The organism is Stenotrophomonas sp. 2201_Sma, assembly GCF_056486685.1.
The window spans coordinates 2,378,324-2,404,738 of sequence record NZ_CM151329.1 but is presented as its reverse complement, the minus strand read 5'-3'; the positions used below and the strand labels follow the sequence as shown (position 1 = coordinate 2,404,738).

General features: G+C 66.4%; 23 protein-coding genes. 8 read left to right on the top strand and 15 right to left on the bottom strand.

The window, feature by feature from the left end; all coding sequences use genetic code 11:
• Nucleotides 1–4 precede the first annotated feature (4 nt).
• The 8 genes from ACZLIF_RS11285 (at nucleotide 5) to ACZLIF_RS11250 (ending at nucleotide 9,340) form a co-directional block, all read left to right on the top strand.
• Nucleotides 5–2,536 (top strand): TcfC E-set like domain-containing protein, encoded by a 2,532-nt coding sequence (locus ACZLIF_RS11285; protein WP_128988165.1) that lies wholly within the window; start codon nucleotides 5–7, stop codon nucleotides 2,534–2,536.
• Nucleotides 2,533–3,756, top strand: coding sequence for a hypothetical protein (locus tag ACZLIF_RS11280; protein WP_128988166.1), 1,224 nt, complete (start codon nucleotides 2,533–2,535; stop codon nucleotides 3,754–3,756). Before ACZLIF_RS11285 ends, ACZLIF_RS11280 begins: the two co-directional genes overlap by 4 nt.
• A gap of 81 nt (nucleotides 3,757–3,837) precedes the next feature.
• Nucleotides 3,838–4,434, top strand: a complete 597-nt coding sequence (locus tag ACZLIF_RS11275; RefSeq protein ID WP_128988167.1) for an NADPH-dependent FMN reductase — start codon at nucleotides 3,838–3,840, stop codon at nucleotides 4,432–4,434.
• Between the two features lie 11 nt (nucleotides 4,435–4,445).
• Nucleotides 4,446–5,129, top strand: a complete 684-nt coding sequence (locus ACZLIF_RS11270; protein WP_128988168.1) for a hypothetical protein — start codon at nucleotides 4,446–4,448, stop codon at nucleotides 5,127–5,129.
• Nucleotides 5,130–5,148: 19 nt separating this feature from the next.
• A complete protein-coding gene (locus ACZLIF_RS11265) occupies nucleotides 5,149–6,099 on the top strand; it encodes a DUF2268 domain-containing putative Zn-dependent protease (RefSeq protein ID WP_128988169.1) in 951 nt (316 codons plus the stop codon).
• A 198-nt stretch (nucleotides 6,100–6,297) separates the two neighbouring features.
• Nucleotides 6,298–7,326 carry an alpha/beta hydrolase gene (locus ACZLIF_RS11260; protein WP_478461948.1) on the top strand — a complete coding sequence of 343 codons (1,029 nt, stop codon included), beginning with the start codon at nucleotides 6,298–6,300 and terminating at the stop codon, nucleotides 7,324–7,326.
• A 32-nt stretch (nucleotides 7,327–7,358) separates the two neighbouring features.
• Nucleotides 7,359–8,840 (top strand): OprO/OprP family phosphate-selective porin, encoded by a 1,482-nt coding sequence (locus ACZLIF_RS11255; RefSeq protein WP_128988171.1) that lies wholly within the window; start codon nucleotides 7,359–7,361, stop codon nucleotides 8,838–8,840.
• A gap of 77 nt (nucleotides 8,841–8,917) precedes the next feature.
• Nucleotides 8,918–9,340 carry an H-NS histone family protein gene (locus ACZLIF_RS11250; protein WP_065182287.1) on the top strand — a complete coding sequence of 141 codons (423 nt, stop codon included), beginning with the start codon at nucleotides 8,918–8,920 and terminating at the stop codon, nucleotides 9,338–9,340.
• 79 nt (nucleotides 9,341–9,419) lie between these two features.
• On the opposite strand, the gene ACZLIF_RS11245 is transcribed toward ACZLIF_RS11250, so the two are convergent.
• From ACZLIF_RS11245 to ACZLIF_RS11175, 15 genes are all read right to left on the bottom strand, one after another.
• Nucleotides 9,420–9,797: an EF-hand domain-containing protein gene (locus ACZLIF_RS11245; protein WP_065182286.1), complete on the bottom strand. Its 378-nt coding sequence runs from the start codon at nucleotides 9,795–9,797 to the stop codon at nucleotides 9,420–9,422.
• A 33-nt stretch (nucleotides 9,798–9,830) separates the two neighbouring features.
• The gene (locus ACZLIF_RS11240) at nucleotides 9,831–10,211 is read right to left on the bottom strand and encodes a BA14K family protein (protein WP_128988172.1); all 381 of its coding nucleotides are present in this window, start codon (nucleotides 10,209–10,211) and stop codon (nucleotides 9,831–9,833) included.
• Between the two features lie 86 nt (nucleotides 10,212–10,297).
• Nucleotides 10,298–12,268 carry a MacB family efflux pump subunit gene (locus ACZLIF_RS11235; RefSeq protein ID WP_128988173.1) on the bottom strand — a complete coding sequence of 657 codons (1,971 nt, stop codon included), beginning with the start codon at nucleotides 12,266–12,268 and terminating at the stop codon, nucleotides 10,298–10,300.
• Nucleotides 12,268–13,491, bottom strand: a complete 1,224-nt coding sequence (locus ACZLIF_RS11230) for an efflux RND transporter periplasmic adaptor subunit (protein ID WP_128988174.1) — start codon at nucleotides 13,489–13,491, stop codon at nucleotides 12,268–12,270. Before ACZLIF_RS11230 ends, ACZLIF_RS11235 begins: the two co-directional genes overlap by 1 nt.
• A 131-nt stretch (nucleotides 13,492–13,622) precedes the next feature.
• Entirely contained in the window at nucleotides 13,623–14,456 is an 834-nt protein-coding gene (locus ACZLIF_RS11225) for a hypothetical protein (protein WP_128988175.1), read from the bottom strand.
• Nucleotides 14,457–14,544: 88 nt separating this feature from the next.
• A complete protein-coding gene (locus ACZLIF_RS11220) occupies nucleotides 14,545–15,900 on the bottom strand; it encodes a sensor histidine kinase (RefSeq protein WP_478461947.1) in 1,356 nt (451 codons plus the stop codon).
• The gene (locus ACZLIF_RS11215; RefSeq protein WP_053515840.1) at nucleotides 15,897–16,571 is read right to left on the bottom strand and encodes a response regulator transcription factor; all 675 of its coding nucleotides are present in this window, start codon (nucleotides 16,569–16,571) and stop codon (nucleotides 15,897–15,899) included. Before ACZLIF_RS11215 ends, ACZLIF_RS11220 begins: the two co-directional genes overlap by 4 nt.
• 153 nt (nucleotides 16,572–16,724) lie before the next feature.
• Nucleotides 16,725–17,777, bottom strand: coding sequence for a sialidase family protein (locus ACZLIF_RS11210; protein WP_128988176.1), 1,053 nt, complete (start codon nucleotides 17,775–17,777; stop codon nucleotides 16,725–16,727).
• Between the two features lie 5 nt (nucleotides 17,778–17,782).
• On the bottom strand, nucleotides 17,783–19,342 hold the full coding sequence (locus ACZLIF_RS11205; RefSeq protein ID WP_128988177.1) for a sodium/sugar symporter: 1,560 nt from the start codon (nucleotides 19,340–19,342) through the stop codon (nucleotides 17,783–17,785).
• On the bottom strand, nucleotides 19,339–20,274 hold the full coding sequence (locus ACZLIF_RS11200) for an SMP-30/gluconolactonase/LRE family protein (RefSeq protein ID WP_478461946.1): 936 nt from the start codon (nucleotides 20,272–20,274) through the stop codon (nucleotides 19,339–19,341). Before ACZLIF_RS11200 ends, ACZLIF_RS11205 begins: the two co-directional genes overlap by 4 nt.
• Nucleotides 20,271–21,035, bottom strand: coding sequence for an SDR family NAD(P)-dependent oxidoreductase (locus ACZLIF_RS11195; RefSeq protein ID WP_128988179.1), 765 nt, complete (start codon nucleotides 21,033–21,035; stop codon nucleotides 20,271–20,273). Before ACZLIF_RS11195 ends, ACZLIF_RS11200 begins: the two co-directional genes overlap by 4 nt.
• A gap of 5 nt (nucleotides 21,036–21,040) precedes the next feature.
• Entirely contained in the window at nucleotides 21,041–22,189 is a 1,149-nt protein-coding gene (gene dgoD, locus ACZLIF_RS11190) for a galactonate dehydratase (RefSeq protein WP_065175640.1), read from the bottom strand.
• Nucleotides 22,186–22,821: a 2-dehydro-3-deoxy-6-phosphogalactonate aldolase gene (locus ACZLIF_RS11185; RefSeq protein ID WP_128988180.1), complete on the bottom strand. Its 636-nt coding sequence runs from the start codon at nucleotides 22,819–22,821 to the stop codon at nucleotides 22,186–22,188. Before ACZLIF_RS11185 ends, dgoD begins: the two co-directional genes overlap by 4 nt.
• A 10-nt stretch (nucleotides 22,822–22,831) precedes the next feature.
• Nucleotides 22,832–23,554 (bottom strand): FadR/GntR family transcriptional regulator, encoded by a 723-nt coding sequence (locus ACZLIF_RS11180; RefSeq protein WP_053515824.1) that lies wholly within the window; start codon nucleotides 23,552–23,554, stop codon nucleotides 22,832–22,834.
• 93 nt (nucleotides 23,555–23,647) lie between these two features.
• Nucleotides 23,648–26,359, bottom strand: coding sequence for a TonB-dependent receptor (locus ACZLIF_RS11175; protein WP_128988181.1), 2,712 nt, complete (start codon nucleotides 26,357–26,359; stop codon nucleotides 23,648–23,650).
• Between the last annotated feature and the right edge of the window lie 56 nt (nucleotides 26,360–26,415).

Sequence of the window (26,415 nt, the reverse complement as noted above, 5' to 3'; positions counted from 1 at the left end):
CATCATGTCTCCGCGCATCCTCCCTTTCGCCATTACCCTCGCGCTGTTCTGCACCGCGCCTGCCGTGCTGGCTGCCGAGGGCGCGCTGGACACACTGAATCTGCTGGAGCAGTCCGATGCCCTGCCGGATGACTTCCGCGATCACTTCTTCGATGTGCCGCTGGTGGTCAGGGTAGAGCGGGACGGCGAGTATCTCGGCGACGCGCGCGCCGTGCTTACCCGCGGCAACGCGGTGTCGTTGCTGGAGTTCACCGATGCGCACGGCAGCACCCAGCCCGAGAGCGAGCGCGAGCGTTGGCTGGCCGTGCTGGCCTCCCCACATGCCCTCGGCCCGTGCACGAAGGCGTGCCGCGATGGGCTCGCCGGCCTGCACTACAGCCTCGAGAGCTCCCTGCTTTCAATCGCCTCTGAAGCGGCCGGCCAGGCGTTGGCGGTGCAGCGCCACCTGTCGCTGCCCGATTCCGGCAGCAGCGGCCTGATCCTGCGCCACCAGTTGAATGCCTATGGCGGAGAGGGCCAGCGGGCTGCCGGTCGCTACGCGCTCGCCGCACAGGGCAGCGTCGGCAACTGGACACTGGACGCCAGCTACCAGGCGGACCGCAGCGGCGAGGATGATCGTCGCGTCCGCCATGTTCTGCAGTCGCTGCACGCGCAGCGTGAGTTCAAGGATCATTTCCTGCGTGCAGGATGGTTCCTCCCGAATTTCGACGGCGTTACACGGCAGCCCCGTGGCGCCGGACGCACCCGTTTCACCACCTTCGGGGTGATGGCCGGTTCGTCCGATACGCTGCTGGTCGACAGTCGTTCGCCCAGCCTGTACCCGGTATATGTGACTGCCAACCGCGAGGGCAGCGTCGAGGTCTACCGTGACGGCAGCCTGATCCTGACCCAGGCGGTCCGTCCGGGGCTTCAGCAGGTGGAGACGCGACGTCTGCCTGGCGGCATCTATGAAGTGGAACTGCGTGTGATCGAGGACGGACGCGAAACGTCACGGACAACGTCCATCATCCACAAACCCGCCCAGTGGCGCGATCCCAGCCGGCGTTGGCGCTACAGTGCCTTTGCCGGCGTGCAGGACAGCCTGCTGGACAGCTTCGATGATCCCGGCGCAGGCCGGCCTGCCGTGGGCGGCGTGGTCAACTATCTTGCGCATCCGCGTGCGGTACTTGGCGTTGCCGTGCAATCCATCGGGGACGAGCGCTCGCTTGCCGGTTCAGTCGACTGGCAGGTCAATGACTGGGCCAATGTCTACACGAACGCCTATACCTCCAACCGGACCGGAAAGGGCGTGGACCTGCAGGGTCTGCTGCGCTACCGCAATGGCAGCGTGGTCGCCTCGCATACGCGGAGCTGGCAGGTGCAGGGCGACCTCATCGAGCCTCCGCCGTTTCCCGGGTACACCAGCGCGCCCGTGCGCGAGGGCTGGCTGCGCACCTCGGCAGTCGGGGTCAACCACGGGTTCGGCCGGCATGGCCAGGTCTCGGCCCGGGTCTCACACAGCCAGGGCATCAGCCGCGGCACCGGCTTCGACCTTTCTTTCAGCCGCCGGCAGATGTTGTTCGGCAGCGACGCCAACTGGCGGGCCTCGGTCTTCGATCGCCCCGGCAGCATCAGCTCGGGCCTGCGGCGCAATCGTGGCGTGGAGTTCACCCTGAACATCGCGCTCGGCCAGGACGGGCGGCGCTACAGCGGCAGCCTTGGCTCACGTACCGGGGCCCGGGGCGGTCGTGACGTCTACGCCAGTGCGGGTGTGCAGCAGAGCTTCGCAGGCAGCATCGTGCGCAGTGTCGCCGGGCAGGCCACCGTGGACAGCACGGGCATCGGCCTGGGCGGCAACGCCCACTTCGAGTCGGCTGCACTGCGCGGGGATCTCCATCTGCAGCGCTCTTCGCTGGACGGTGGTGTGAGCGGGGGCGTCAATCTGGAAAGTACGCTTGCCGTGGGCGGAGGCACCCTGGCGATCGCAGGCGACGGCCAAGCCAGCACGGTTGACACCGGCATGATCATCGATGTGCGTTCGGACCTGGCCGGCGCCACGATCCGCGCGCACGACAGCCGTGGCGGCTCCCACATCCTGCGCCCCGGCCGCAATCTGCTGCCGGTGTCCGCCTACAGGCCCGGGTCGATCCAGCTCGACTTCGATGATCACCATGCGCCTGCCGCCGCGATCCAGCCGTCGGTGCTGCCCTATCACCTCAACAAGGGTGGCATCGCCTACAACCAGGTGGATGTCATCAGAACGATCACCGTGCTGGGCCATCTGCAGGACTCGCAAGGGCGGCCGCTCGCAGGTGCGCACGTGATCAATCATGCCGGGCGCAGTGTCGCCGAAGCCGATGGATTCTTCGCTTTGGAGATGAACAGCCGGATGCCGACGCTGGTCGTGCGTCATCCGGACATCAGCACGTGCAGTTTCGAGCTCGATGGCCGCACAACCCGGCCGCGAGGGGAGATGTGGATGGCCGGCATCCTCAAATGTCCACCTTCGGCCGTGGCCGCACAGACTGCGGCCGGCCATGCTGGAGAAGCCCCATGATGTTCCGTCTGCTGCGCCGCTTCCTTCGCCGGCTCACGCTCGGCGTGTCGATGCTGCTGCCTGCGCTGGCTGCGCAGGCGGGCGACGTGTACATCACGGCCGAGTTCAAGCCTGACCTGGCAAACCCCAACCAACGGGGATTCGTCAATACCACGCCGTGGAGCGGGGTCTGCGCCAATGCGCATATGGCGACCTGCATCGCCAACAACTGGTGGAGCATCGATACGACCGTCCGTGGCAGCAAGGAGGTGATCCGCAATGCGGACTACGGCCCGGACGGCTTCTATATCGGCATGCCGGCACCGCGCATCGTGACCGTCACGTCCGAGGATGGCGCCAGCAGTTTCGACCTCACCCTGCGGGTGATCGGCGCGGCGATGCGGTTCACCGATGAGGACAGGGACGGGGCGCCGAGCGGGTTCTACTCCAGCGGCGGACCGAACAACTGCTCGTATGGGGTGACAGGATCAAGTCCCTATACCGTCATGCGCATGCTCCTGCGTCGCGACGACGGACAGGGCGCCGTCGCCTGCGGCCTGCACTGGGTGAACACCAACAACTATGCCATTCCAGCACTGGATTTCGTCTATGCGCTGGAAACCCCGGCGCCGCTGGAGATGCGCAGTGGCATCTACACCGGTTCGACCCGATTCTCGTTCGGGGGAACCGGGCAGGGCAGTGACTTCGACCTCGGGCACCGGGTATCCCTGTCCGACAGCCTGGTGAACGTGCATTTCCGCCTGGAGGTGCGCCATGCGTTCCGGTTGGATGTGGCCCCCGGCATGGACCACGCGGTGCTGGCACCCAAAGGCGGGTGGAGCCAGTGGACCGACCATGGCATCGCACCGGCGCGGCTGCAGCAGGAAGTTCCGTTCCACATCAGCAGTTCCGGCCAGTTCAGTGTCTCGATACAGTGCGAGCACCTGCAGGCGGACGGACGCTGCGGAATCCGCAATACAAGCGTTGATGCCGATGACGTTCCGTTGGATGTCAGCCTGACATTGCCAGGTTTTCGTGATCGCGCGAGCGGCCGCCAGGTGGTGGATCTGCCGCTGCGGGTGAACCAGCCTCCGCCTGTATTCACCGCCGATGCCGTCATCATCGGGCGTTCGTCGACGCTTCGGTTCGCCGTGAACGGCGAGCCGGTACGGAAGATGCTGGACCACCCGGGCACCACGTATCAGGGCAGCGTCACCGTGGTGTTCGACGCAGATCCATAGCGCTGCGACGTGTGGTGTCTGGCATCATCGGCAGAGCATTCGGACGAGTGCTCTCCATCCGGTCCTTCCTGGGAACCTCTGATGCCTGACAATTCCGCCCCCCTGCGCGTACTCGCTTTCGCCGGCAGCCTGCGCCGGAACAGTTACAACCGGCACCTGATCGACGCTGCAACAGGCTCGGCGCCGGCCGGCCTGTCGCTGACCGTCCATGACAGCATCGCTGACATTCCGCTGTTCAACGAAGACCTGGAAGCAGACGCTGCGGGTGGTCCGGACGGCGTGATGCGCCTGCGTGCTGCGGTTGCTGCGGCCGACGGCGTGCTGATCGCCACGCCCGAATACAACCAGTCCCTGCCGGGCGTGTTGAAGAACACCCTGGACTGGCTGTCGCGCAACGATGCCGCGCTGGGTGAGGTGCTGTCCGGCAAGCCGGTCGCCGTCATGGGCGCCACCCCGGGGCGGTGGGGCACACGGCTGGCGCAATCGCAGCTGCGCCACGCGCTGGCCGCGATGGGGGCACTCGTCATGACCTCGCCGCAGCTGTACATTGCCGAGGCGGCATCGGCACTCGACACCGCAACGAATGACTTCGATGACGCCACCCGCAAGCGGTTGCACCGCTTCCTGGAGGGGTTCCAGAGCTGGATTCACCAGTTGCGCGGGGAGCGCACGCCATGAACCACACTCGCATGAAACCGATTGGATGCCTTGCCCTTGCACTGGCCGCGATGCTGACCGGCACTGCCTGGGCCGAGTCAGACGAGAGCACCAAGCGCCCGTCGGCCGAGCAGTTGCAGCGGCTGATTGTCGACCGCTCGCCGCAGACTCGCGTCGAACGTCCTGACAGCGAGCGGATCACAGCCCGCCGCATCGACATCGTGGATGACAAGGGCGTGATCCGCATGACGCTGTCGGGGCAGACGCCGGCACCGATCATCGATGGCATCCAGTACAAGCGCGCGTTCAACGTCGCGGGCATGGTGCTATACGACGACAAGGGCAGTGAACGCGGCGGGTTCGGCACCGCTGACATCGAGGGCGGGATGGCCGTGCTGGCGCTGGATCACCCGGCCATGGATGCGATCGGCTGGCGGGTATCGCCCGATGGCGAGGTCCGCTTCTCGATCAATCAGGCACCGCCACCGATCCGCGATGCCGCACTGGGCAACAAGCTGGTACCGGGGGTGCAGGTTCCGACGCGTATCCAGATGGTGGTGGGCGCCGACGGCACGCCGGCCATCGCCTTGAATGACAAGCAGGACCGGACCCGCCTGCGCCTGACCGTCACTGCCGAAGGCCATGGTGCCATCGAGTTCCTCGATGCACAGGGCAGGGTGGTGCATACGCTGGCCCCGGAAGCCGGTGCGCAGTAGACGCCGGACGCGGCGGTCGATGGCATCGGTCATCTGCAGATGGATCGCCGGTGGGCTGGCAATAGCCTTGCTGGCCACGGCCGCACAGGCGGAGACTCGGGCGCGCGCGCCCATCGTGCGAACCGATGATGTGACACGCTTCTTCGCGGTGATGGACGCCAGCGGTGGCAGGCCGGATGCATTGTTGCTGCAGCGCCGCTATCTGGAGCCGGGCAGCGATGCGCTGCATCAGTTCAGCGAACTGCGTATCGGCTCGATGCAGCGGCTTGCCGATGCAATCCAGCAGAAGCCGGCGCTGTATGTGAAGGCGCGCACGTGTGCTGCGGCACTGCCGGGCATCCGCAGCGGAGTGGCCCGTGCGCTGCGGAATCTCGGCGAGATCGTGCCGTCGGCCCGTTTTCCTCCGGTCACCCTCCTCGTCGGACGGGGCACCACCGGTGGCGTTACCACGCCCGACGGCGTGGTGATCGGCCTGGAGACACTCTGCAACGCGGACTGGATGCAGGCCGATGTGACGGAACGCTTCGTGCACCTGATTGCGCACGAGTATGTGCACGTGCAACAGCACGGCGCCGCTGTTGAAGTACCGGCGCCTACGCTGCTGTACCAGACGCTGCTGGAGGGCGGTGCAGAGTATGTGGGTGAACTGATCTCCGGGCAGCCCGCCAACAGCCATCTGCGGCGCTGGGCCGCAGGGCGCGAATGCGCCCTGGAACGGGAATTCGTCGCGCAGCGCGACAGCACCGACCTGTCGCGGTGGCTGTACAACGGCCCTGGCGACGACACCCGCCGCGGCGATCTGGGTTACTGGGTCGGGCAGCGCATCGCGCGGGCGTACGTCAACCGCGCCGACGACAGGCAGAAGGCCATTGCCGAGCTGCTGGAAGTAAGGCCCGAAACCGCAGAGGCGCTGTTCAGCGCCAGTGGTTGGACGCCGGCGTGCGTTCCCGACAGTACCGGGGCGCGGTAGGCAGGTCGTGCTGGAGCCATGACTTCAGGCAGTGCCGGCGGTCGGCGCCACGGACATCGGCGGGGCGCAGGACGATGTTGCAGTGCACACAGAAATACGCAGCACAGCTAGTCCCATCCGGCTATAGGAGCCCCGCGCGGCTCGACGCACACTTCGTCCCGTGAAGGCCGAAGGGAGGGGCGTGAGATGAGTCTGTACATGGGGAGACTGCGCAGGCTGGCAGTGCTTGTGTTGCTGCTGAATCCCTTGCTTGCGGGTGCGGCGCCGGCCGCAGCACCTGTACCTGCACCCGAGATGGTTCCGCTGTGGCCGCAGGACCACTGGCAGCAACGCGCGCGTGGCCCGGAACGGATCGGGATCGAAGGCAGCGCGAAGGGCGCGGTCTCGGGCATCAGCGATGCGCGCATGGAAATCTATCGCCCGCTGAAGCCGAACGGCTCCGCGGTGGTGATCTTCGGCGGTGGCGGCTACTTCCGGATCCAGATCGGCAGCGCCGCCAAGCCGACGGCGCAGTGGCTGCAGTCGCTGGGGGTCACGGCTGCGGTCGTCTACTACCGGCTGCCTGCCGATGGATGGGCACCTGTCTCGCCCTTCCAGGATGGCCAGCGCGCCATGCGGCTGATGCGCGCACAGGCGCCCAGCCTGGGGGTCGATCCGGAGCGCATCGGCGCGTTGGGCTTTTCCGCTGGAGGCAACCTGGCCGGGATCGTCGCCACGCGCTTCGATGCCCCGTTGTATGCGCCGGTGGATGCGGCCGACCAGCTGTCGGCGCGGCCGGATTTCCTCGGCATGATCTATCCGGTCGTTTCAATGCGTGCGCCGCTGGACCAGACCCGGTCGAAGCGGGAGCTGGCGAGCCAGGACGACGCCCAGCAGGCGTATTCGGTTGAAGAACACATCCGCAAGGACATGCCGCCGGTGTTCCTGGCCCAGGCCGTGGATGACCGCATCGTGGATGTCGGCCACAGCGTGGCGATGTACCAGGCCGCGCATGCAGCGGGTATTCCGGTGGAGCTGCATCTGTTCGAGGCCGGAGGCCACAGCTGGGGGCTGGGCCGGCCCGGCACATTGGTGGCGCAGTGGCCGCGGCTCTTCGCCAACTGGGCACGCAGTCACGGCTACCTCGGGCCAGCGCCTGCGCGGCTGCCCCCGCACGGTGGCCAGGCGACGCCGGCCGCTGCACCTCAGCCCCAGCCTGCGCTGGACGACGATGGCGCGGGCGACTGAGCCGCGCACCGTACTTCATTCGGGAGAACTCCATGAATTCACTGAAGCGTGCCGCGCTCGCCGCGGCTGCCGGCGGCGGCCTGTTGCTGGCGTCATCCTCCGTGCTGGCCGCGGCCAGCGATACCGAAGCCGGGTTGCGTGCACAGGTGCAGGAGCAGGCCAGACAGCTGCGCGAACAGGCAACCCTGCTGCAGCAGCTGAGCGCACGCCTGGCTGCGCTGGAAGGGGGAACGCAGGGCGCTGCCGCAGTGCCCGGCAGCGACGCCAACGTTGACGCGCAGGTAGCCGCCGCAATCGCCGACACCCGGCAGGACGACCTGGCCATTCTGCAGGCACAGGTGGCCCAGCTTGCCGCGACCGGTGGGGGAGGCGATGGCAATGTGCGCTGGCGCAAGGGTGGCCCCGAGCTGCGCAGCAGTGATGGCCGGTTCACTTTCCATCCCCGTGGCCGCGTGCTGGTGGATTTCAGCACCACCCACGGATCCGGATTCGACGCGCGCAACGTCACCGGCACCGATCTGGCCAGCGGCCGCCTGGGTGCAGAGGGACAGATGGGACCGCTGGGCTACAAGATCGATGCGGACTTTGCTGGCAACGAGGTATCACTGAAGGACACCTACCTGTCCTGGGACACGCGGATGGGAGGGCTGCCGACAGAGATCTACGTGGGCAACAAGCTCAAGGACCGTGGCCTCGACGGTGGCACCACTGGAGTGAACACGCCTTTCATGCAGCGCAATGCCGTGGCCTCGGTGGGCGCCCAGCAGAGCGGGTACTACGGACTGGGCGTCACCACCAAGGTGATCGGCGATGGCTGGCATGCCAGCGTCGCGGTGACCGGCGACGATATCGGCAATGACAGCACGGCCAGCGACACGATTGCGTATCTGCTGCGCGCGCACTGGAACCCGCTGCGTGGCCAGGCCGGCTTCCTGCACCTGGGCGGCTGGTACTGGTACGAGGATCTCGGCCAGGACGTCGGCAGCATCAACAAGACCTCGCCGATCGCACTGGGCTGGAACGGCAACGTGCGCGTATCGGCCAGTTCCATCGCCAACGTCACCGACAACCGCGCCTGGGGGCTGGAACTGGGTGGGGTGTACGGCCCGGTGTGGGCCTTTGCCGAACACACCACGCGCACCATCGAGTCGCGCACGGTCGACCCGGTCGACCAGCAGGCCACATCGATCTACGCAGGCTGGCTGATCACCGGTGAGCGCCCTGGATTCAGCAGCCGCTCCGGCGTCTGGGGCACCACGCGCGTACTTCGCCCCGTGCAGGAAGGCGGCATCGGCGCCTTCGAGCTGGCGGCCCGCTATGACCGCTACGACTTTCTCGATGCCGCGCGCGGCGGCGAGGGCACGGCATGGACGCTCGGGCTGAACTGGTACCTCAACAACTGGTCCCGCCTGATGCTGAACTACGTTCACTGGAAGACCGACAACAAGGTGGGCAATGCCCAGGGGCCGGATTCCGGCAATACTGTCGGCGTACGGGCGCAGGTCTCGTTCTGAGCCCGGCCGGCGATCCGGGTGCGGCACCCGCGGAGCATCCCTTGACAGGTCACGGCGCCCCCACCACGCTGCGTGCCATGCATATCGATATCAAGGCGCTGAACGAGCGGCAGTTGAAGGCACTCATCGCGGCCGCCGAGCGGCGGCTGCAACTTCTCGCACAGCGACGTTCCGCGGCCGTCGTCAGGCGTGAGCTGGTCGCCGCTGCCGCAGAATGCGGCTATTCAATCGAGGAACTGTTCGCCGGCGCCAGCGCGGTGCCCGTGCCTGCGGGCAGCGCTTCCCACAGGCGCCGGAAGACAGGCAAGGTCGCACCCAAATACCGCGACCCCGAGAACCGACGGAACACCTGGACCGGCCGAGGGCGCATGCCGCGCTGGCTTGCGGACAAGACCCGGCACGGTCGCAGCGCGACCGATTTCCTGATTCCGGGCCTGGCAAGGCCGACGACGGGCAAGGATGTGGTCATCGGGCGCAGGAGTGTGTTCAAGCAGAAGTGATGGGCGGGCTGCCTCGCGCCCCCCCCGGCGCGGGTCCGGGGCCTGGATCAACATCAGGCCCCGGACCTGCCGCCCGGACTTACTTCACCGGGGCATCGGCTGTCTGTGCCGCCACCATCGCCTGCTGCATTTCAGCCAATGACAGGTAGCCGTCGCCATTGACGTCCAGTCCCGCGAAATACTTGGCGATCTCGGGCACGATGGCAGCCTCATCCTTGCTGATCCTGCCGTCCTTGTTGCTGTCCATTGCCTTGAAGGCTGCATCGATGGAATCGGCCTGCTTGCTGAAGCGTGCGTTCTGGTACTTCGCGTACTCGAGCTTGTCGACGCGGCCATCGGCGTTGGCGTCCATTGCCGAGAACGTGGAATCGACGTAGGCCTGCCTTGGGTCGTTGCCGGCGGCATGGGCGAGGGCAGGCATCGCACACAGCGCGATCAGAAGTCCGGTCTTCTTCATGAGTCAGTTCTCCCTTGATGAGTGTTGTGTTGATCAGCGGCAGGGGTATGTGTAGCCGTCGCCGCCACGATAGGTATCCGTGCGCCGATCGTAGTTGCCGTAGCGGCTGATGCAGTAATCGGCACGCTCCCGGTTTTCGCGTTCGCGTTTGGCGGCGGCAGCGATCACTCCGGCAACCACCGCAGCGCCCACCGCACCTACCACGATGCCCTTGGCCTTGGCGTCGTCGCGGCGGTCCCGTTCCCGCTCGCGTCGTTCCCGCTCCTCGCGCTCGCGTTGCGCGTAGCCATGGCCCCACTGTCCGCGATAGCCATCACGATGCTGGGCGTGCGCGTCCCCCGCGTACGGAAGCACCACCAGCAGCTGCACGGCTGCACCCAGCAGCAGCGCCATACGTCCTGTCTTCAGAATCATTTCCCGCTCCTGTGCGGCGTTGTTTGATATCGACAGTAGACGCTGCGAACATTGCGCGAATCTGCCGTGATTTCCCGCCGTCGACGTCAACGGATCAATGCTTCGACAGGATCGAGCTGCGCAGCACGACGGGCCGGCAGGAAGCCGAAGCCCACGCCGATGGCGCTCGAGCAGGCAAATGCCGCAAGGATGGACGCAAAGGAAAACACCAGGTTGAAGCCGACCCTGGCCAGTTCCATAGCCAGGCCCAGGCCAAGCGCGACCACGATGCCCAGCACACCACCCAGCAGGCACACCAGCACCGATTCGATGAGGAACTGCTGCAGGATGTCGCCGCGTCGCGCGCCGACGGCCATGCGGACACCGATTTCCCGAGTGCGTTCGGTGACCGAGACCAGCATGATGTTCATCACGCCGATGCCGCCTACTACCAGTGCAATGGCGGCAATGGAGCTGATCATCATCGTGAGGATGCCCGTGGTCTGTTCGATCGACCTGCGGATCTGCGCGTTGTTGCTCATGTAGAAGTCACGCGTGCCATGGCGCTGGCCGAGGACGCGGGTAATCGCGGCCTCGGCAGCCTGCATGCTGATCGCATCGGACACGCGCACGGTGATGCTGGAGACATGGCTCTGGCCGAGCATGCGCGCCATGACGGTTGTGTAGGGCACCCAGATGCTCAGCACCGAGCCATCGCCAACGGCGGCCGAATCCTTCTTCGTCACCCCGGCCACGCGCAGCGGAACATTGCCTGCCAGCAGGGTTCTCCCGATCGGGTCTTCACCTGGTCCGAACAGGCGGTTGCGGGTATTGATGTCAATCACTGCCACCTGCTGGTAGCCGTCCACGGCGTTCCGCGTGAAGAAGCGGCCTTCGCCCAGTTCCAGCCCACGCACGCGGAAATACTGCTCGCTGACACCGTGGATCTGGAGGCTGGCCGTACGGTTGCCACGCATGGCTGTCGCGGTGGTCGCCACACCGGGTGTAGCGCTGTCGATGAAGGGTTGCCCGGCCAGGGCCACACTGTCAGTCGGAGTAAGCGTCTCCACCTGCGCGGCGCGCACGTCACCGAAGCCTGCGCCGGGATAGATCTCGATGGTGTTGGTGCCCAGCGACGCGATGTTGGACAGGATCGCCTGGCGTGCACCGGTCCCCAGCGCCACTACGGATACCACCGAAGCAATGCCGATGATAATGCCAAGCATGGTGAGGAACGTGCGCATGCGATGGGCGTTCATGGCCCGCAGCGCCATCCGGAAGGCCTCTCCGAAGCGGTCGCGCACGGCCTGCAGGCCACCACCCTCCGCCTGTGCAGCGAGCGGCTGCGCGGCACCGTTCGATGACATCGCGGCGGTGCGGGTAGGGCGGTCCGAAACGATGCGGCCATCGCTGATCTCGATGATCCGCTGGGCGTGCTCGGCTACGGCAGGGTCATGGGTAACCAGAACCACGGTGTGGCCCTCCGCATGCAGTTCGCCAAGGATCTTCATCACCTCCTTGCCCGATTGCGTGTCCAGCGCACCTGTCGGCTCATCGGCGAATATCACCTCTCCGCCGTTCATCAATGCACGTGCGATGGATACGCGTTGCTGCTGGCCGCCGGAGAGCTCGCCCGGGCGGTGGTCCATGCGGTCGCCCAGGCCAAGTCGCACCAGCAGCTGTGCCGCCCGCGTATGGCGGGACGCGGACGGCATGCCGGCATAGATCGCCGGGACCTCGACATTGCTGATCGCGGACAGCTCGTTGAGCAGGTGATAGCGCTGGAAGATGAAACCGAAGTGCTCGCGGCGCAGCGCAGCCAGTTCGTCGGCGTCCATGTCCGCTGTCTTGCGGCCGTCCACCTGGTAGGTGCCCGCCGTAGGCTGGTCGAGGCAGCCGAGAATGTTCATCAGCGTGGACTTTCCCGAGCCGGACTGGCCGATGATGGCGACCAGCTCTCCGGCATGGATGTCGAGGTCGACGCCGTCCAGGACCACAAGTGTCTGCTCGCCCGCCGGGAACTCGCGGCGCAGTCCGCGCACACACAGCAGGGGGCGTGGCTGCGACTGGTCCGCCATCATGATTGCGTCGGCGGGGAGTCCGCCTTGCCTGCCGTGGCCGGCGTCGCGCCGTCAGCATCCGCCTGGCCCAGGACGACCTGCTCGCCTTCCCGCAGCCCGCTCCTCACCTCGACCCTGATCTGATCGTCCAGCCCGATGGTGATGCGGCGGGGGACCGGATGGCCACTGGCGGATGGCACCTGCACCGTGTAGCTGCCGTCTGCGCCCCGTGCACCCAGCGCCGCGGAAGGAATGGTCAGCACGTTGCGCGAGCGCCCCAGCACGATGCGGACCTGGGCGGTCATGTAGCTGCGCAGGCGACCATCGCTGTTGTCCACGTCGAACTGGCCGTTGTAGTACATCGCCGTACGGCTGGCACTGCCGGACAGGGCCGGTGAAGACAGGCTGGAGGTGTCCTCCCGGGTGATCGATTCGGGGGCCGGCGCGATGTCGCGAAGGGTGCTGGTGTAGCGCCGGCCTGCATCTCCGAGAATGGTGAAGAACGCCTCCTGGCCCAGAGCGGTACGAACGACATCGGCCTCCGAGATCTCGGCATAGACCGTCATCGTGTCCTGGTTGCCAAGGATGATGATGGTGGGGGCGCTCTGTACTGCGTTCACCGTCTGGCCCTCGCGGGCCACCACGGCCAGAACCATGCCGTCGGCCGGAGCGGTGATGCGCGTATAACCCAGGCTGGTCTGCGCACTGTCCACGTCTGTCAGGCGCTGTACGATCTCGCCGTCCAGGGCATCGATCTGTTCACGTGTTGCGTCAACACGGGCAAGCGCGGCGTCGACATCTGCCCTGGCCACCAGTTGCGCTGCGCCAAGCTGCCGCAGCCGCCGTAGCGTCAGTTCCTGCTGTGCCAGCTCTGTGGACAGCGCCTGGCGGTTGGCGCGGGCGCTGCGCTCGGCCGCCTGCGCGCTGCGCAGGGCATTGCGCTGCGTGCGTGAATCGATCTCTGCAATCAGGTCACCTGCCTTTACTTTGTCGCCCAGTTTCACATGCAGCGTTTCGATGCGTCCGGAAACCTGGGCGCCGACACTGACCAGACGCGATGGCTTCAGGGTTCCAGTGGCTTCGACGACCTGTTCGATGTCGCCGCGGGTGACCGCAGCGCGTTCCAGTTCCGGTGGTGCTGGCGGTGCCAGCCACATGTAGAGCAGAGCGGGGACGCAGAGCAGCGCTGCACCGCCGATCAACAGCCTGCGTCGGCGACGCGTGGAAGCAGGACGCGTCATGACGGCGACATCCATAAGCAGCAGATCATCGGGTGTCCTTGCATCGGTGATGAAGGGCGCATGGGGACATGCACCTGCGGACACCGAGTCTTGCCGCGCTGCATTGCGCGAACCTTGCGTGATCGCTGCGCTCAGGCAGCCGCAGAGATGCCGAGCAGGGCGATCGTGATGAAATGCAGCAGGCCCCCAACCACCATCAGGCCCGACCATGTCACGCCTGCCGGGGACAGGGGGTGCCGCCGCTGCAGGGCCAGCCCGCCCAGGTAGACCAGTACGCCGGCGCCTGTGAGGTACTGCGCGAACGGGGCCATGTCCACGCTCAGCAGTGCGATGCAGCCCAGCATCACGGCAGTCGCCATTACCTGCAGGACAGGGTGCAGCAACAGATGACGGGGGCGGACGAACGCGGTCCGCACGGGGACGGACAGGCCGGCCAGCACACCGCCTGCGAGCAGCGTCGCCGTGTTGGCATCCGTGCTTGCGAGTGCGGCCAACGGCACCATCAATGAGACCATCGAAAGATGGGGGAAATGGCGATCCAGCAGCACCTGCAGGCCAGATACCGTGCTCTCGCCCGCGCAGCGGACAGCACGCAGTCCGTGCAGGAGCGCCTGCGCCGCCACGTACAGCAGGACAGCCAGCGCGAGCCCGGAAGACCCGCGTACGCCGATGCAAATGATCAGCGCGGCGCCGGGGAGGGCGAAGAACAGCCCGCCGAACAGAAGAATCAGCACCTGGCCGCGTGCGCTGTCGGGTATCACACGCAGCCAATCCGGCCAATGCTCCAGGCCCCACCTGTCCGCCTTCCGCGGGCGGCGCCTCCAGGCCGCAGCAGTCAGGGCCGGGGGGGCCTCGTGCGCACGGGAGGACGTGGCGCGTGCGTCGCCGCGTGCGGCGCTGCCGTCAGACATGTGGCTTCCTTTCGTGACCCGACATCGCGACGCATGCGCGCCGATCAAGGTCATGCTGGATAGCCAACATTGCGCCAGGGTTGCGTCAGCCCGGAACCCGGAATGGGACATCCCCAGGAATCCTCTGCGCCGCCGCAACGGGCTACAGCGGGTGACCTGACGCGAGGTTCCCGCCGGCAGGATGCGCAGGGAACTCGGCGCGGATCAGCGCACCGCCGCCTGGCGCATCGAGAATCGTGACATGGCCGCGATGGCGCTCGAGGACCTGCCGTACCAGATTCAGGCCAAGTCCTGCGCCGGTCTGGCGCGGCCGCAGGCGCTGGAAGGGCTCGAATACGCGCTCGCGCTCGGCCTCCGGTATTCCAGGGCCGTCGTCCTCCACCTCCAGGCGTGTTCCCTGTACCCGCACAGTGATGTTGCGTCCACCATGTTCCGCTGCATTCAACACCAGGTTCGTCAGGACGCGTTCGACCGCACCTGTCTCGCCCTGTATGGGATGGTGTGGTTCGACCACCACGGCGACCGTGCGCCCGGACTGGATCAGCAGCGGGGCCAGGTCGGCAACGACGCGCGTGGCCAGGCGGGCGAGGTGGATGGTTTCCAGATGCGCGACACTATCCAGCCGGTGCAGGTCCAGCAGCTGCTCCGCCAGCGTGGCCAGACGCGCGACCTCCACGGACAGGCTGCGCGAGGTGACATCGTCGGCTGCTTCGATCTTCACCCGAAGAATGGCGATCGGTGTACGCAGTTCATGTGCGGCAGCAGCGATGAAGCGCTGCTGCCGCACATGACCGTCATCAAGCCGGTCCAGTGCCTCGTTGACGGCTGCTACCAAGGGCGCGATCTCCACTGGCACGGCAGTTTCGGTCAGGCGGATCCCGCGCCGACTCGCCGAAATATGCTTGGCCTCCAGGGCGATCCGTTCAACCCCTGCAAGCGCCTTGCGTACGATGAACGGGGTGGCGATCAGCGTTACCAGCGCGAGCAGCACGAAGATGGGTAGAGTGAACACATGCGCCGCGATCGCCATCTGCCAGGTGAGTGAATCGGTTTCACCATGGGCCATGATGGTCAGCTTGCCGGCCGGGCCGGTGTGCCGACGGATCACAATGGCCAGTCCGTCGCCACGCTCGTGGCCGCGCAGGTCGCCGAACGGAACGCCCCGAAGCCTGCCGATCAACGACGCATAGGTCGGCGGGACGTTTCCGAAACTGACCGTCTGTCCCTGCTCATCCTCGGCGACGAACCAGGCACCTGGCGCCACTTTCAGCAGTTCGTCGAGTTCATGCGTGCGCTGTACGTAGAGCCGTCCCTGGTTGTCGCGGTGTACGGCGTTGGCGGCGATCGGGGCAAAGGTCTGCAGCGTGTAGTAGCCGCCGCTGTCCATGCGAACCAGCACCATGAGGAGTGTGAAGAATGCGATCAGCAGCGCCAACAGATGCAGGATGAGGGGCTTGATGATGAGCGGCCATTTCAGCGAGGGTTGTCGCCTGCTCACGTGCGCTCCCGCATCAGGTAGCCGACGCCACGGATCGCATGGATCTCCACCCCCGCGTCGGCGTCAGCCAGCTTCCTGCGCAGTCGTGATACGTGCGAATCGAGCGTGTTGGAATGAATGCCGTCGTCGAAGCCATACACCGCCATCTCGATGGATTCCCGCAGCACGGTACGCCCCAGCCTTCGGGTCAGCACGGTCAGCACCCGAATCTCGCGCCGGGGAAGCTCCAGGCGCTCGCCGCGGACGGTAGCCTCACCTGTCATCGGGTCGAACAGCAGATCGCCAGCGCGGATCGACTCTTCCTGGATCCCGGAGGGTCGACGGCCGACGGCGCGTATGCGTGCGAACAGTTCTTCCAGTGCAAAGGGCTTGCCGAGATAGTCGTCCGCACCCTCGTCCAGGCCCTCGACCCGATCTGGCAGGCCACCCAAGGCACTCAGGACGATGACGGGCACGAGGCAGTTGCGTGCACGCAACAGCGGTATCAGAGCGAGACCATCCCCATCCGGAAGCGTCCGGTCCAGCAGGATCAGTTCGTGTGCCCCGTGCAATGCAGCCTCCCGGGCAAGTCCGAAGGTATCTGCCAGGTCCACGACATGATGGTCCCGCTGCAGTGCGGACTTCAGGGCCGCAGCCAGTTCTGGCTCGTCTTCGACCAGCAGGATGTGCATCGGTGGCGTCCAGGAATGGGCGGGGGGCGGCCCTTCCAGAAGGCGCAAAGGGCAGGGCGCTGGCAAGGTATTACGGAAACATTGCGCCAACATGGCGTGAATGCACCGCATGTGCAGCCTCGTCCTGCCGGGTTGCCCCGCATCCGCCCCCCCCTAGTAGCTCCCGAAACGGATCTGCACTGCGCCGTCCACCACGTTCACGACGCCGATCTCCGCCGGGCCGAGCTCGATCACCGCGGGCCAGGAATGGCGGAAATCCAGCGGCCATGCGGGAGGCGTTACCGTGCGCCAGCTCGATCCGCTGTCCTCGCTCCAGCTGACTTCGTTCAGGCACGAGGTCACGAACATCACCCCGCGCGTACTGGTCATGACGTGGGGGCCGCAGCGCTGGTCGGCGAGCGGCGTACCGAGGCCGGCCGGCCAGGTCCGCCCGTCCGTCGAGACCTTGTACGACACCGGGCATTGCGGGTCATCGCCGCAGGTCTCGAACACCATCAGGTAGCCACCGGCGGGGCGGCGTGCCATGACGGGCATGCCGGGCCGGAGCTGCCCACCGCCGGGCTGTTCGGCAATCGTCATCGCAGGTCCCCAGGTGCGCCCGCCATCGTTGGACAGTCGCTGTGAAACGACCTGGTTGTAGGACGGATGCTCGTCGGCACGGGTTTCATCGGCATACACCACCGACAGCGTGCCGTCGTCCAGGCGCGTCAACACCGGCTCCCACACGCCGCGGTCCTTGCGCCCGTTCGGTGCCTCGTTGCCGGCGAGGGTGCTCAGGAAGGTCCAGTGTGCTCCCAGGTCGTCGCTGGCATAGAGATGCAGCCGGTAGGAGACGCCTTCGACCAGCGAACGCATCGCCAGCAGCACACGCCCCTCCGGCAGCACCAGCAGTTCGCCGTTGTCGATCATCCGGCCGGGCTCGGCCACGTCGGACCAGGGCGCCCAGCTGCGGGCCCGGTCACTGCTGATCGAGAGCTGCAGGGTGGTCGGCTGCCCTTCATTGAAGCGCGTGGTCACTGCCAGCCAGCGGCCATCCGGCAGCTGCGCCAATCGCCCCCAGCCCGCGTTGCGGGCAGCCACGGTGGCGGTGCCGGTCCATGTGATCTCCGCTGCGTGCAGCACAGAGGCGAACCCGCTCAGGGCCAGCAGGGCGAGGCAGCGCATACCACTGCGCAGAACGAATGTGTGTCGGACAGTCAGGCGCATCCAGGTCACCAGTAGGTTGCGTAGAGGGCCACCAGGATCGCCAGCACCGCCAGCGAAGCGACGTTGAACGATGGGGCGGTGGCATAGCTCACATCGTCGGTGCGGATACGATCACGATCGCCACTGGCGCGGGTGCCCAGCGCGACGCCTACGCCCAGCAACAGCGTGACCAGGAACACCACGCCCATGCGGTCCATGAAGGGCAGCGAGGGCCACAGCAGCTTCAGGGCCAGCGACAGTACGAAGGAGCCGACCGCCGCAGCCAGCGCACCGGCTTCGTTCGCACGCTTCCAGAACAGGCCCAGCAGGAAGATCACCACGATGCCGGGGGTGAAGAAGCCCGTGAACTCCTGGATGTACTGGAAGCCCTGGTCGAACCCGCCCAGCAGTGGGCGTGCGGTCAGCACCGCCACGATGATCGAGACGGACGCCGCGAACCGGCCGACACGCACCAGTCTGGCTTCCGAGGCATCAGGCGCGCGCTTGGCATAGAAGTCGAGCGTGAAGATGGTGGCGACGGAATTGATCTTCGATGCCAGCGACGCAACGATGGCGGCCACCAGCGCGGCGAACACCAGGCCGAGGATGCCGCTGGGAAGCAGCGCCAGCATCGTCGGGTAGGCCGCGTCCGGGCGTTCCAAGCCGGGGGCGAGCATGACCGCGGCGATGCCGGGCAGCACCACGATGGCCGGAATGAGCAGCTTCAGGAACGCTGCGAACACCACGCCCTTCTGCGCCTCACGCAGATCCTTGGCGGCCAGTGCGCGCTGGATGATGTACTGGTTGAAACCCCAGTAGCTGAGATTGGCGATCCACATGCCGCCCAGCAGCACCGACAGCCCGGGCAGATCCTTGTAGAACGGGTTGTCCTTGCTGAGGATCATTTCAAAGCGTTCCGGATGCTGCTGCCACAGCTGCATGAAGCCGTCGGTGACGCTGCCGTTGCCGATCTGGCCCAGCGTGATGAAGGTGACCAGCAGGCCACCCAGAACCAGCAGCGAGACCTGCACGATGTCGGTCAGCGCGACCGCCTTCAGGCCGCCATACAGCTGATAGACCAGTGCGAAGGCGCCCAGCAGCACCAGCGCCACGTCCTGGTTGAGGCCTGCCACGCCGGCAATGGCGATCGAACCCAGCCACAGGATCGAGGTGAGATTGACGAATACGTACAGGCCCAGCCAGAACACGGCCATCAGCGTGCGGATGCGGTTGCCGTAGCGCTCCTGCAGGAACTGCGGCATGGTGGTGATGCCGTTGCGCAGGAAGATCGGCAGGAACCATTTGCCGACGATCAGCAGCGTGATCGCCGCCATCCATTCATAGGATGCGATGGCCAGGCCGATGGCATAGCCCGAGCCGGACATGCCGATGATCTGTTCTGCCGAGATGTTGGCCGCGATGAGCGAGGCACCGATCGCCCACCACGGCAGGCTGCGGCTGGCCAGGAAGTAGTCCTGGGCCGACTTCTGCCGGCCGGCCTTCTCGCGGGAAACCCACTGCGCGAGGATGAAGATGCCGGCCAGATAGGCCAGCACGATGCTGATATCCAGGGGGGAAAGGCTCATGGAAGCTCCGCGATGGGTCCGCGCTGTGGGCACGGCGGCACGTCATTGGGGTTGCCGGCGAACCGGGGCTCGGGAACGCCGGCGATGCCGGCGTCGGTGGCGAACAGATGGCCGGCGAAGGGGTCGCGCGCGCGCGCCGTCGCGTCCAGGCCGTCGTGTGCGCTGGTGATGAACATCGTTCGCAGCATGCTGCCGCCAAAGACCGGGCGGGTGGGCTGCGCGACCGGGACGGAAAGCGTGCGGTCCTGCCGTCCATCGGGCCGGTAGCGCACCACGCGCGAACCGCCCCAGCGGGCATTCCAGAGTCCGCCTTCAGCATCGACCACACTGCCATCGGGCTCGCCATCCTCGGCGCGCAGATCGGCGAACACTGTTACCGCACCCGGGCTGTCGCCGTAATCGCAACGCAGGATCTGCTTCTGCAGCGAGTCGCAGAAGTACATCGTGCGGCCGTCCGGACTGAACGCTACGCTGTTGGCAATCGCCACGGTCGGTAGCGGAAGCGTCTCGAGCACGAGCTCGGCGGTGAGCCTGTAGAAGGGTGCGACGGCCTGCTTCGGACCGTTCGTGGGCTCATGCAGCATGCCGAACACGAAGCGGCCCTGGCGGTCACAGGCGCCATCATTGGCGCGCAGACGCGCCCCTGTGTCGGGCAGCACAAGCACGTCACGCAGCTCGCCGCGCGCCGGATGGAAGAATGCCAGCCGCGACGCCAACGCCAGCAGCAGCCAGCCTTCGGCTTCGCACAATGCCAGTGCGGCCAGCCGCTCCGGCATCGGCCAGCGGTTGAGCGCGCCGTCACCGGGGCGATAGCGCCACAGCTGCGCCTGCGCGATGTCGGTCCAGTACACCACCGATTCGCGATCACACCACAGCACGCCTTCGCCCAGAGTGTTTGCGGCCGGCACCGCGACAGTGGCGGACCCGCTCACACCCAGCCTCCGTCGATGATGAAGTCCTGGCCGGTACACATGCGGCTGTCATCGGCGGCCAGGAACAGGGCGGCGCGCGCCAGGTCCTCCGCGCGCAGATAGCCCGGCAGGCATTGCGCACGACGCAGCTGTGCTTCGCCCTCCGCGTCCAGCCACAGCCGCTGCTGCTTCTCGGTGATCACCCAGCCCGGTACCAGCGCATTGATGCGGATGCGGTCCTGCCCCAGTTCCCGGGCCAGGCCGTTGACCAGGCCGTGGACCGCGGATTTGGCCACCGCGTACAGCGGATACCCGCTGTTCTTGATCATCCAGCCCGTCGAACCCAGGCAGATGATCGAACCGCCGCCGAGGGCGCGCATGTCCGGCACCAGCGCCTGGATGGCGAAGTACTGGTGGCGCAGGTTCACCGCCATGCTGCGTTCAAAGTCCGCGATGCCGGTGTCGGCCAGGGCATGACGGGCATCGTTGGCGGCATTGTTGACCAGCACCGAGAACGGTCCAGCCAGGATCCGCGCGTGGGCGATGGCGGACCGGAGTGCCTCGATATCGGTGATGTCGCAATGCAGATAGCGCGGGGCAGTCGCAACGTCGCGCAGGCTTTCCAGCAGCGCTTGGGCGCCGCTGTCGTCGATGTCGAGAAAGACGACCTTCGCACCCTGCCGCGCGAAGTGCTCGACGAAGGCGGCGCCGATGCCGGTGGCACCACCGGTGATCAGCACCGCGCGGTTCTCAAGGCTGGGATAACGTGCCTGATCGGTCATGGCGCTCACCACTCAGCCACGCTGCCATCGGCATGGCGCCAGATGGGGTTGCGCCAGCGGTGGCCTTCGGCGGTTCGCTCGTCAACGTAAGCCTGGTTGATCTCGATGCCCAGCCCCGGGCCGTCGGGAATCCTGACGAAGCCTTCCCTGTACTCGAAGGGCGCGCGGTCCACCAGGTAGTCCAGCAGATCGTTGCTGGCGTTGTAGTGGATGCCCAGGCTCTGTTCCTGGATGAAGGCGTTGTAGCAGACCGCATCCAGCTGCAGGTTGGCCGCCAGCGCGATCGGACCGAGCGGGCAGTGCAGAGCGATGGCGACGTCGTAGGCTTCGGCCATGGCCGCGATCTTGCGGGTTTCCGTGATGCCCCCCGAGTGCGATGGATCCGGTTGCAGGATGTCCACGCCACCGGTCTGCAGTACGCGCTTGAAGTCGAAGCGGGAGTACAGGCGTTCGCCCAGCGCGATCGGCGCAGGCGAAAGGGCGGCCAGTTCCGGGATGGCTTCCAGGTGCTCGGAAAGCACCGGCTCTTCGATGAACATCAGCCCGAAGGGCGCCAGCTCGCGCATCAGCACCTTGGCCATCGGTTTGTGCACGCGGCCATGGAAGTCCACGGCCACTCCCACATCGCGGCCCACCGCATCGCGCACGGCCTGCACGTTCTCCAGTACCCGCGTGACCTTGTCATGGCTATCGACGAACTGCACTTCCTCGGTGGCGTTCATCTTCACCGCAGTGAAACCGCGTGCCACGGCGTCGCGGGCGGCACGGGCGGTGTCGGCCGGCCGATCGCCGCCGATCCATGAGTACACGCGGATGCGGTCGCGCACGGGGCCGCCCAGCAGGGCATGCACCGGCACGCCCAGTGCCTTGCCGTGGATGTCCCACAGCGCCTGGTCGATGCCCGCCAGTGCGCTCATCAGGATTGGACCACCACGGTAGAAGCCGCCACGATAGAGCACGTTCCAGTGGTCTTCGATGTGCCGGGGGTCCTTGCCGACCAGATAGTCGGACAGCTCTTCCACGGCCGCCGCCACGGTGTGCGCGCGTCCTTCGACGATGGGCTCGCCCCAGCCGCAGATGCCGGCGTCCGTATCGATGCGGACGAACAGCCAGCGCGGGGGCACCAGGTAGGTCGTGATGGCAGTGATCTTCATGCGGGGGAGTCCGTGTTCGTTCTGTTCCAGGCGTCGATGAACGCGCGCGCGCGGCGTGCGACGTCGTCCGCGGGGGTCTTGGGGGCATACAGGGCGGAGCCGATACCGAAGCCGGCCGCACCTGCCTGGCGGTAGGCGGCCATGCGCTCCGGGGTGATGCCGCCGACGGGCAGCAGCGGCGTACCGGCCGGAAGCACGCTGGACCACGCCTTCAGCACCGGAGGTGGCAGTTGTTCGGCGGGGAACAGTTTCAGTGCATCCGCACCGGCACGCAGGGCGGCGAAGGCTTCCGTGGGCGTCGCCACGCCGGGCGTGCAGACCATGCCGCTGGCGTGGGCGGCGGCGATGACCTCCACGTCCGCGTGCGGCATCACCACCAGCCGGCCACCGGCATTGTTCACGTCCTGCACCTGCGTGGTGGACAGGACGGTGCCGGCACCGATCAGGCAGCGATCGCCGAGCTGCTTTGCGAGCAGTTCGATGCTCTGCAGCGGCTGCGGCGAGTTCAGCGGGACTTCCAGGATGTGGAAGCCGGCCTCGGCCAGCGCCGCGCCGATGGCGGGCGCTTCCTGCGGGGTGAGCCCGCGCAGGATGGCAACCAAGGGGAGGGGTTGCATCCAGGCGGTGCTCATGGTGTTTCCTTCAGCGTGGGGGTTTTCTGGACAGCCGCGCGCCCTTCAGATTGGCGCGGGAGTCGGCAATCATGTCCAGCATGGCGGCGCGCGCCGCGTCCGGCTGTTTCTGCCGGATGGCGTCGTACACGTCGAAGTGGCGCGGCAGCGAGTACTTGAAGTCCTGCGCGGTCTGCGCCGAGAGCAGGAAGAAGGTGCCCAGCGCCGCGTCGATGACCGAGAACAGGGATGCCAGCAGTTCGTTGTTGGTGGCTTCCAGCACGCTCTCGTGGAACATCAGGTCGGCCTTGGCCCACGCATCCTGGTCCGGTGCATCGGCCATGGCCTGGTACGCGCTCTTGATCCTGGCCAGCTGCGCGGGCGAACGCCGCTCGGCTGCGGAAGCCGCGGCCGCCGGTTCGATCACCTCGCGCATCTCCACCAGCTTTTCCACGAAGTCCTGGGTGGGCATCAGCGCGCAGCGCCAGGCCAGAATGTCGCTGTCCAGCTGCTTCCAGTGACGCGGGTCGCGCACCCGCGAACCGGTTTTCTGCCGGGTTTCGATCAGCCCTTTGGAGCCCAGCACCTTCAGGCCCTCGCGCAGGGCGGAGCGGCTGACGGACAGGGTCTGTGACAGCAGCTCTTCCCTGGGCAGGAATTCGCCCGGCTGAAGTGCGCCGCTGATGATCCGCTGCCCGATCTCCTGGGCCACTTGGTCGTAGAGGTTGCGTACCTCGATCGGTTTCACAGGCATCCCTTTGGCTTGGTGCACCGCAGGCTGCGGTCACTCCTATTATCCGACAAAAGGACGGGTGCAGGGTGTGAGGCATGTGGGGGAGCGTCCTCATCAGAGCTTGAACCGGAAGCCCATGCCCAGGGTCTTGTCCTGGTAACGGATGTCGCGCGGCCGCGTGTTGCCGCTGCCCCAGTACTGGTGCAGGTTGTTGCCCAGCAGGTTGGTGGCCGAGAACACCACCGTGGCGCGAGGGGTCACGTCGTAGCTGATCGAGAAGTCCAGCGAGCTGGCCGGCTCGACCTGGTCTTCCGTTCCGGCGACCGTGGGCTGGGTGAAGAAATCGATGTACCGGCTGCGGTAGCCGTAGGCCAGGCGCGCACTCAGGCCGAAGTTCTCGTAGAACAGCACGGCGTTGTAGTTGTTCTTCGAGACGTTCTGCAGCGGCCGCGAGATCACGGGCCCGCCAAGGAACTCCGGAGACTTGGTATCGCCTTCGATGTAGGTGTAGTTGAACTGCGCACCCAGGCCGCTCCAGGCGCCGGGCAGGAAGTCGAAGGTCTGCTGGTAGGCCAGCTCGACACCCTGCAGATGGCCGCTGCCGGCGCTCTGCGGGGATGACAGCTCGTAGTCCTCTCCGGCGATGACCACATTGGTGATGTAGTTCTGGATGTAGCCATCGATGTCACGATAGAACACGCCCGCACTGACGTAGCCCACCGGGGAGAAGTACCACTCCAGCGACATGTCGTAGTTGGTCGACTTGATCGGGCTCAGGTCGGGGTTGCCACTGCTGGCCACGCCCGCCCGGTTGACGGTGCCGGGGTTCAGCGAGATCGACGGATTCAAGGCACCGAAGTCCGGATAGCTCAGTGTCTTGGCCGCCAGCACGCGCAGCTGCCAGGCATCGTTGAAGTGCAGGTTCAGGCTCGCGTTGGGCAGGGCATTGGTGTCCTGCGTGCTGCGGGTGATGGCACTGTAGACACCCGTGCCCGCGTCGAACGAGAAGGCGTTGAGTTCACGCTTGATCTTCTCCGCACGCACGCCTACCAGGCCATCCACGCGCAGGCCGCCCAGATCGAAGTCGTACTTCGCCTGCAGGTAGCCGGCGCTCTTGCGTTCTTCGATATCGAAGAAGCGGCCGGGATTCTCCGCCGCCAGTCCGTCCGGCAGACCGTAGTAACGGCGCAGCGCGTCGGCGTTGTCGATCAGGTAGTCGTAGCAGGGCGTCAGGAACGACTGGCTCAGTGCGGAGTTGCCGCGCTTGCTGCAGAAGAAGCTGCTGGCCGGGAACAGCCCCACCACCTGGTTGGCCGGGTTGGGCGAGGCGGTGATGTTGCCCGTACCGGCACCGCCTGGCGGCGGCGTGCTGATTTCCACGCTGCCCTTGGCGCTGGCGGTACGGTCGGCATAGCGCAGGCCGAACTGGAGGTTGGCGATCGGGCCGTCGAGGAACTCGAACTGTCCGTCGCCGCGCCAGCTGTTTTCCTCGCCGCGCGACTCGCCCCAGGTCTGGAACAGGCCATTGAGGTAGAAGCGCGACGGATCCATGGCCGGGTTGCCGGCCAGGTGCCAGTTCTGGTGCTTGCCCGAGGTGCCGTCCCATACGGTGGTGATCGGCCCGGCCAGGAAGGTGTCGATGATGAAGTTCTCATCGCGGTAGTACCCGGACGTACGGGCCACCTCGGTGGACAGCCGCAGCTGGTCGCCGCGCCACTTGAAGCCCAGCGCGTTCTGGATGTCCTGGCCACGCTGCTTGTGCGCCTGGGTGCTGCTGGCGGCATAGCTGTCGCCGGTCCATGTACCTGCGGTGGCGTCGCAGATGGTCTGGCCGGACAGCGGCCCATCCAGGCGGTTGGCATAGCAGTTGTCGCCGACCTGCAGCCCCGTCGGCGGCACCACCCCGACCGGGAAACTGAACAGGAACGCCTGGTCATAATCGTCTCGCACGAAATCATAGAGGCCCTCGACATAGACCTCGGTGCGTTCGCTGGGTTTCCACTGCAGGGCATAGTTGAACGCGCTGCGCTTGCGGTCGCCATGGTTGTAGTTGGTGCCCCAGCCATTGGGGGCGGCGATCAGGTTGCCGTCATCGGTACGCGCCGGCGTGCCATCCGGATTCTCCAGCACCTTCGGGAAGTCACCCCACACCGCATCGTACGCATAGCGCTTGCCGACATAGCCGAAGTTGACCATGGCGCCGATCTCGCCGGCATCGGTGTCCCAGCGGTTGCTCAGCAGCAGGCTGGCGGAGGGATCGATGTCGCCACCGTACTTGCTGTGCGTACCGGTCACGGTGCCGGCGATCTCCGCACCGTCGAAATCCAGCGGGCGGCGCAGCTGGATGTCCACCAGGCCCGCGATGCCGCCCAGTGGCAGGCTCGCCTCGCTGCTCTTGTAGACGTTCAGGCTCTTGATGGCGGTGGCCGGCAGATTCTGGAAGGCGTAGCCGCGGCCCGAGCTGCTGAAGATCTCACGGCCGTTGAGGGTGCTGATCACGTTGGGCAGGCCGCGGATCACCACCCCGGTGGTCTCGCCCTGGTTGCCTTGAGCCACCTGCACACCGGTAACGCGCTGCAGGGCGTCGGCCACGCTGTTGTCGGGCAGCTTGCCGATGTCTTCGGCAACGATCGAATCGACGACCATCTCCGCCTCCTGCTTGATCGACTGGGCGGTCTGCAGGCTTTGGCGCAGCGCGGTCACGGTGACCGTGTCCAGGTTGACGGCCTCCTGCGGGCCGGCCTCCTGCGCCTGCACCAGAGAGGGCAGGGCGAGGGCCGAAAGGATGGCCAGGGAAAGCACGGTGCGGGAAGAACGAGCGGTCATGGCGGTATCTCCGGATTCCGGAAAGCAGTCGCGGTTGAGTGGCCCGCCTTCATGCG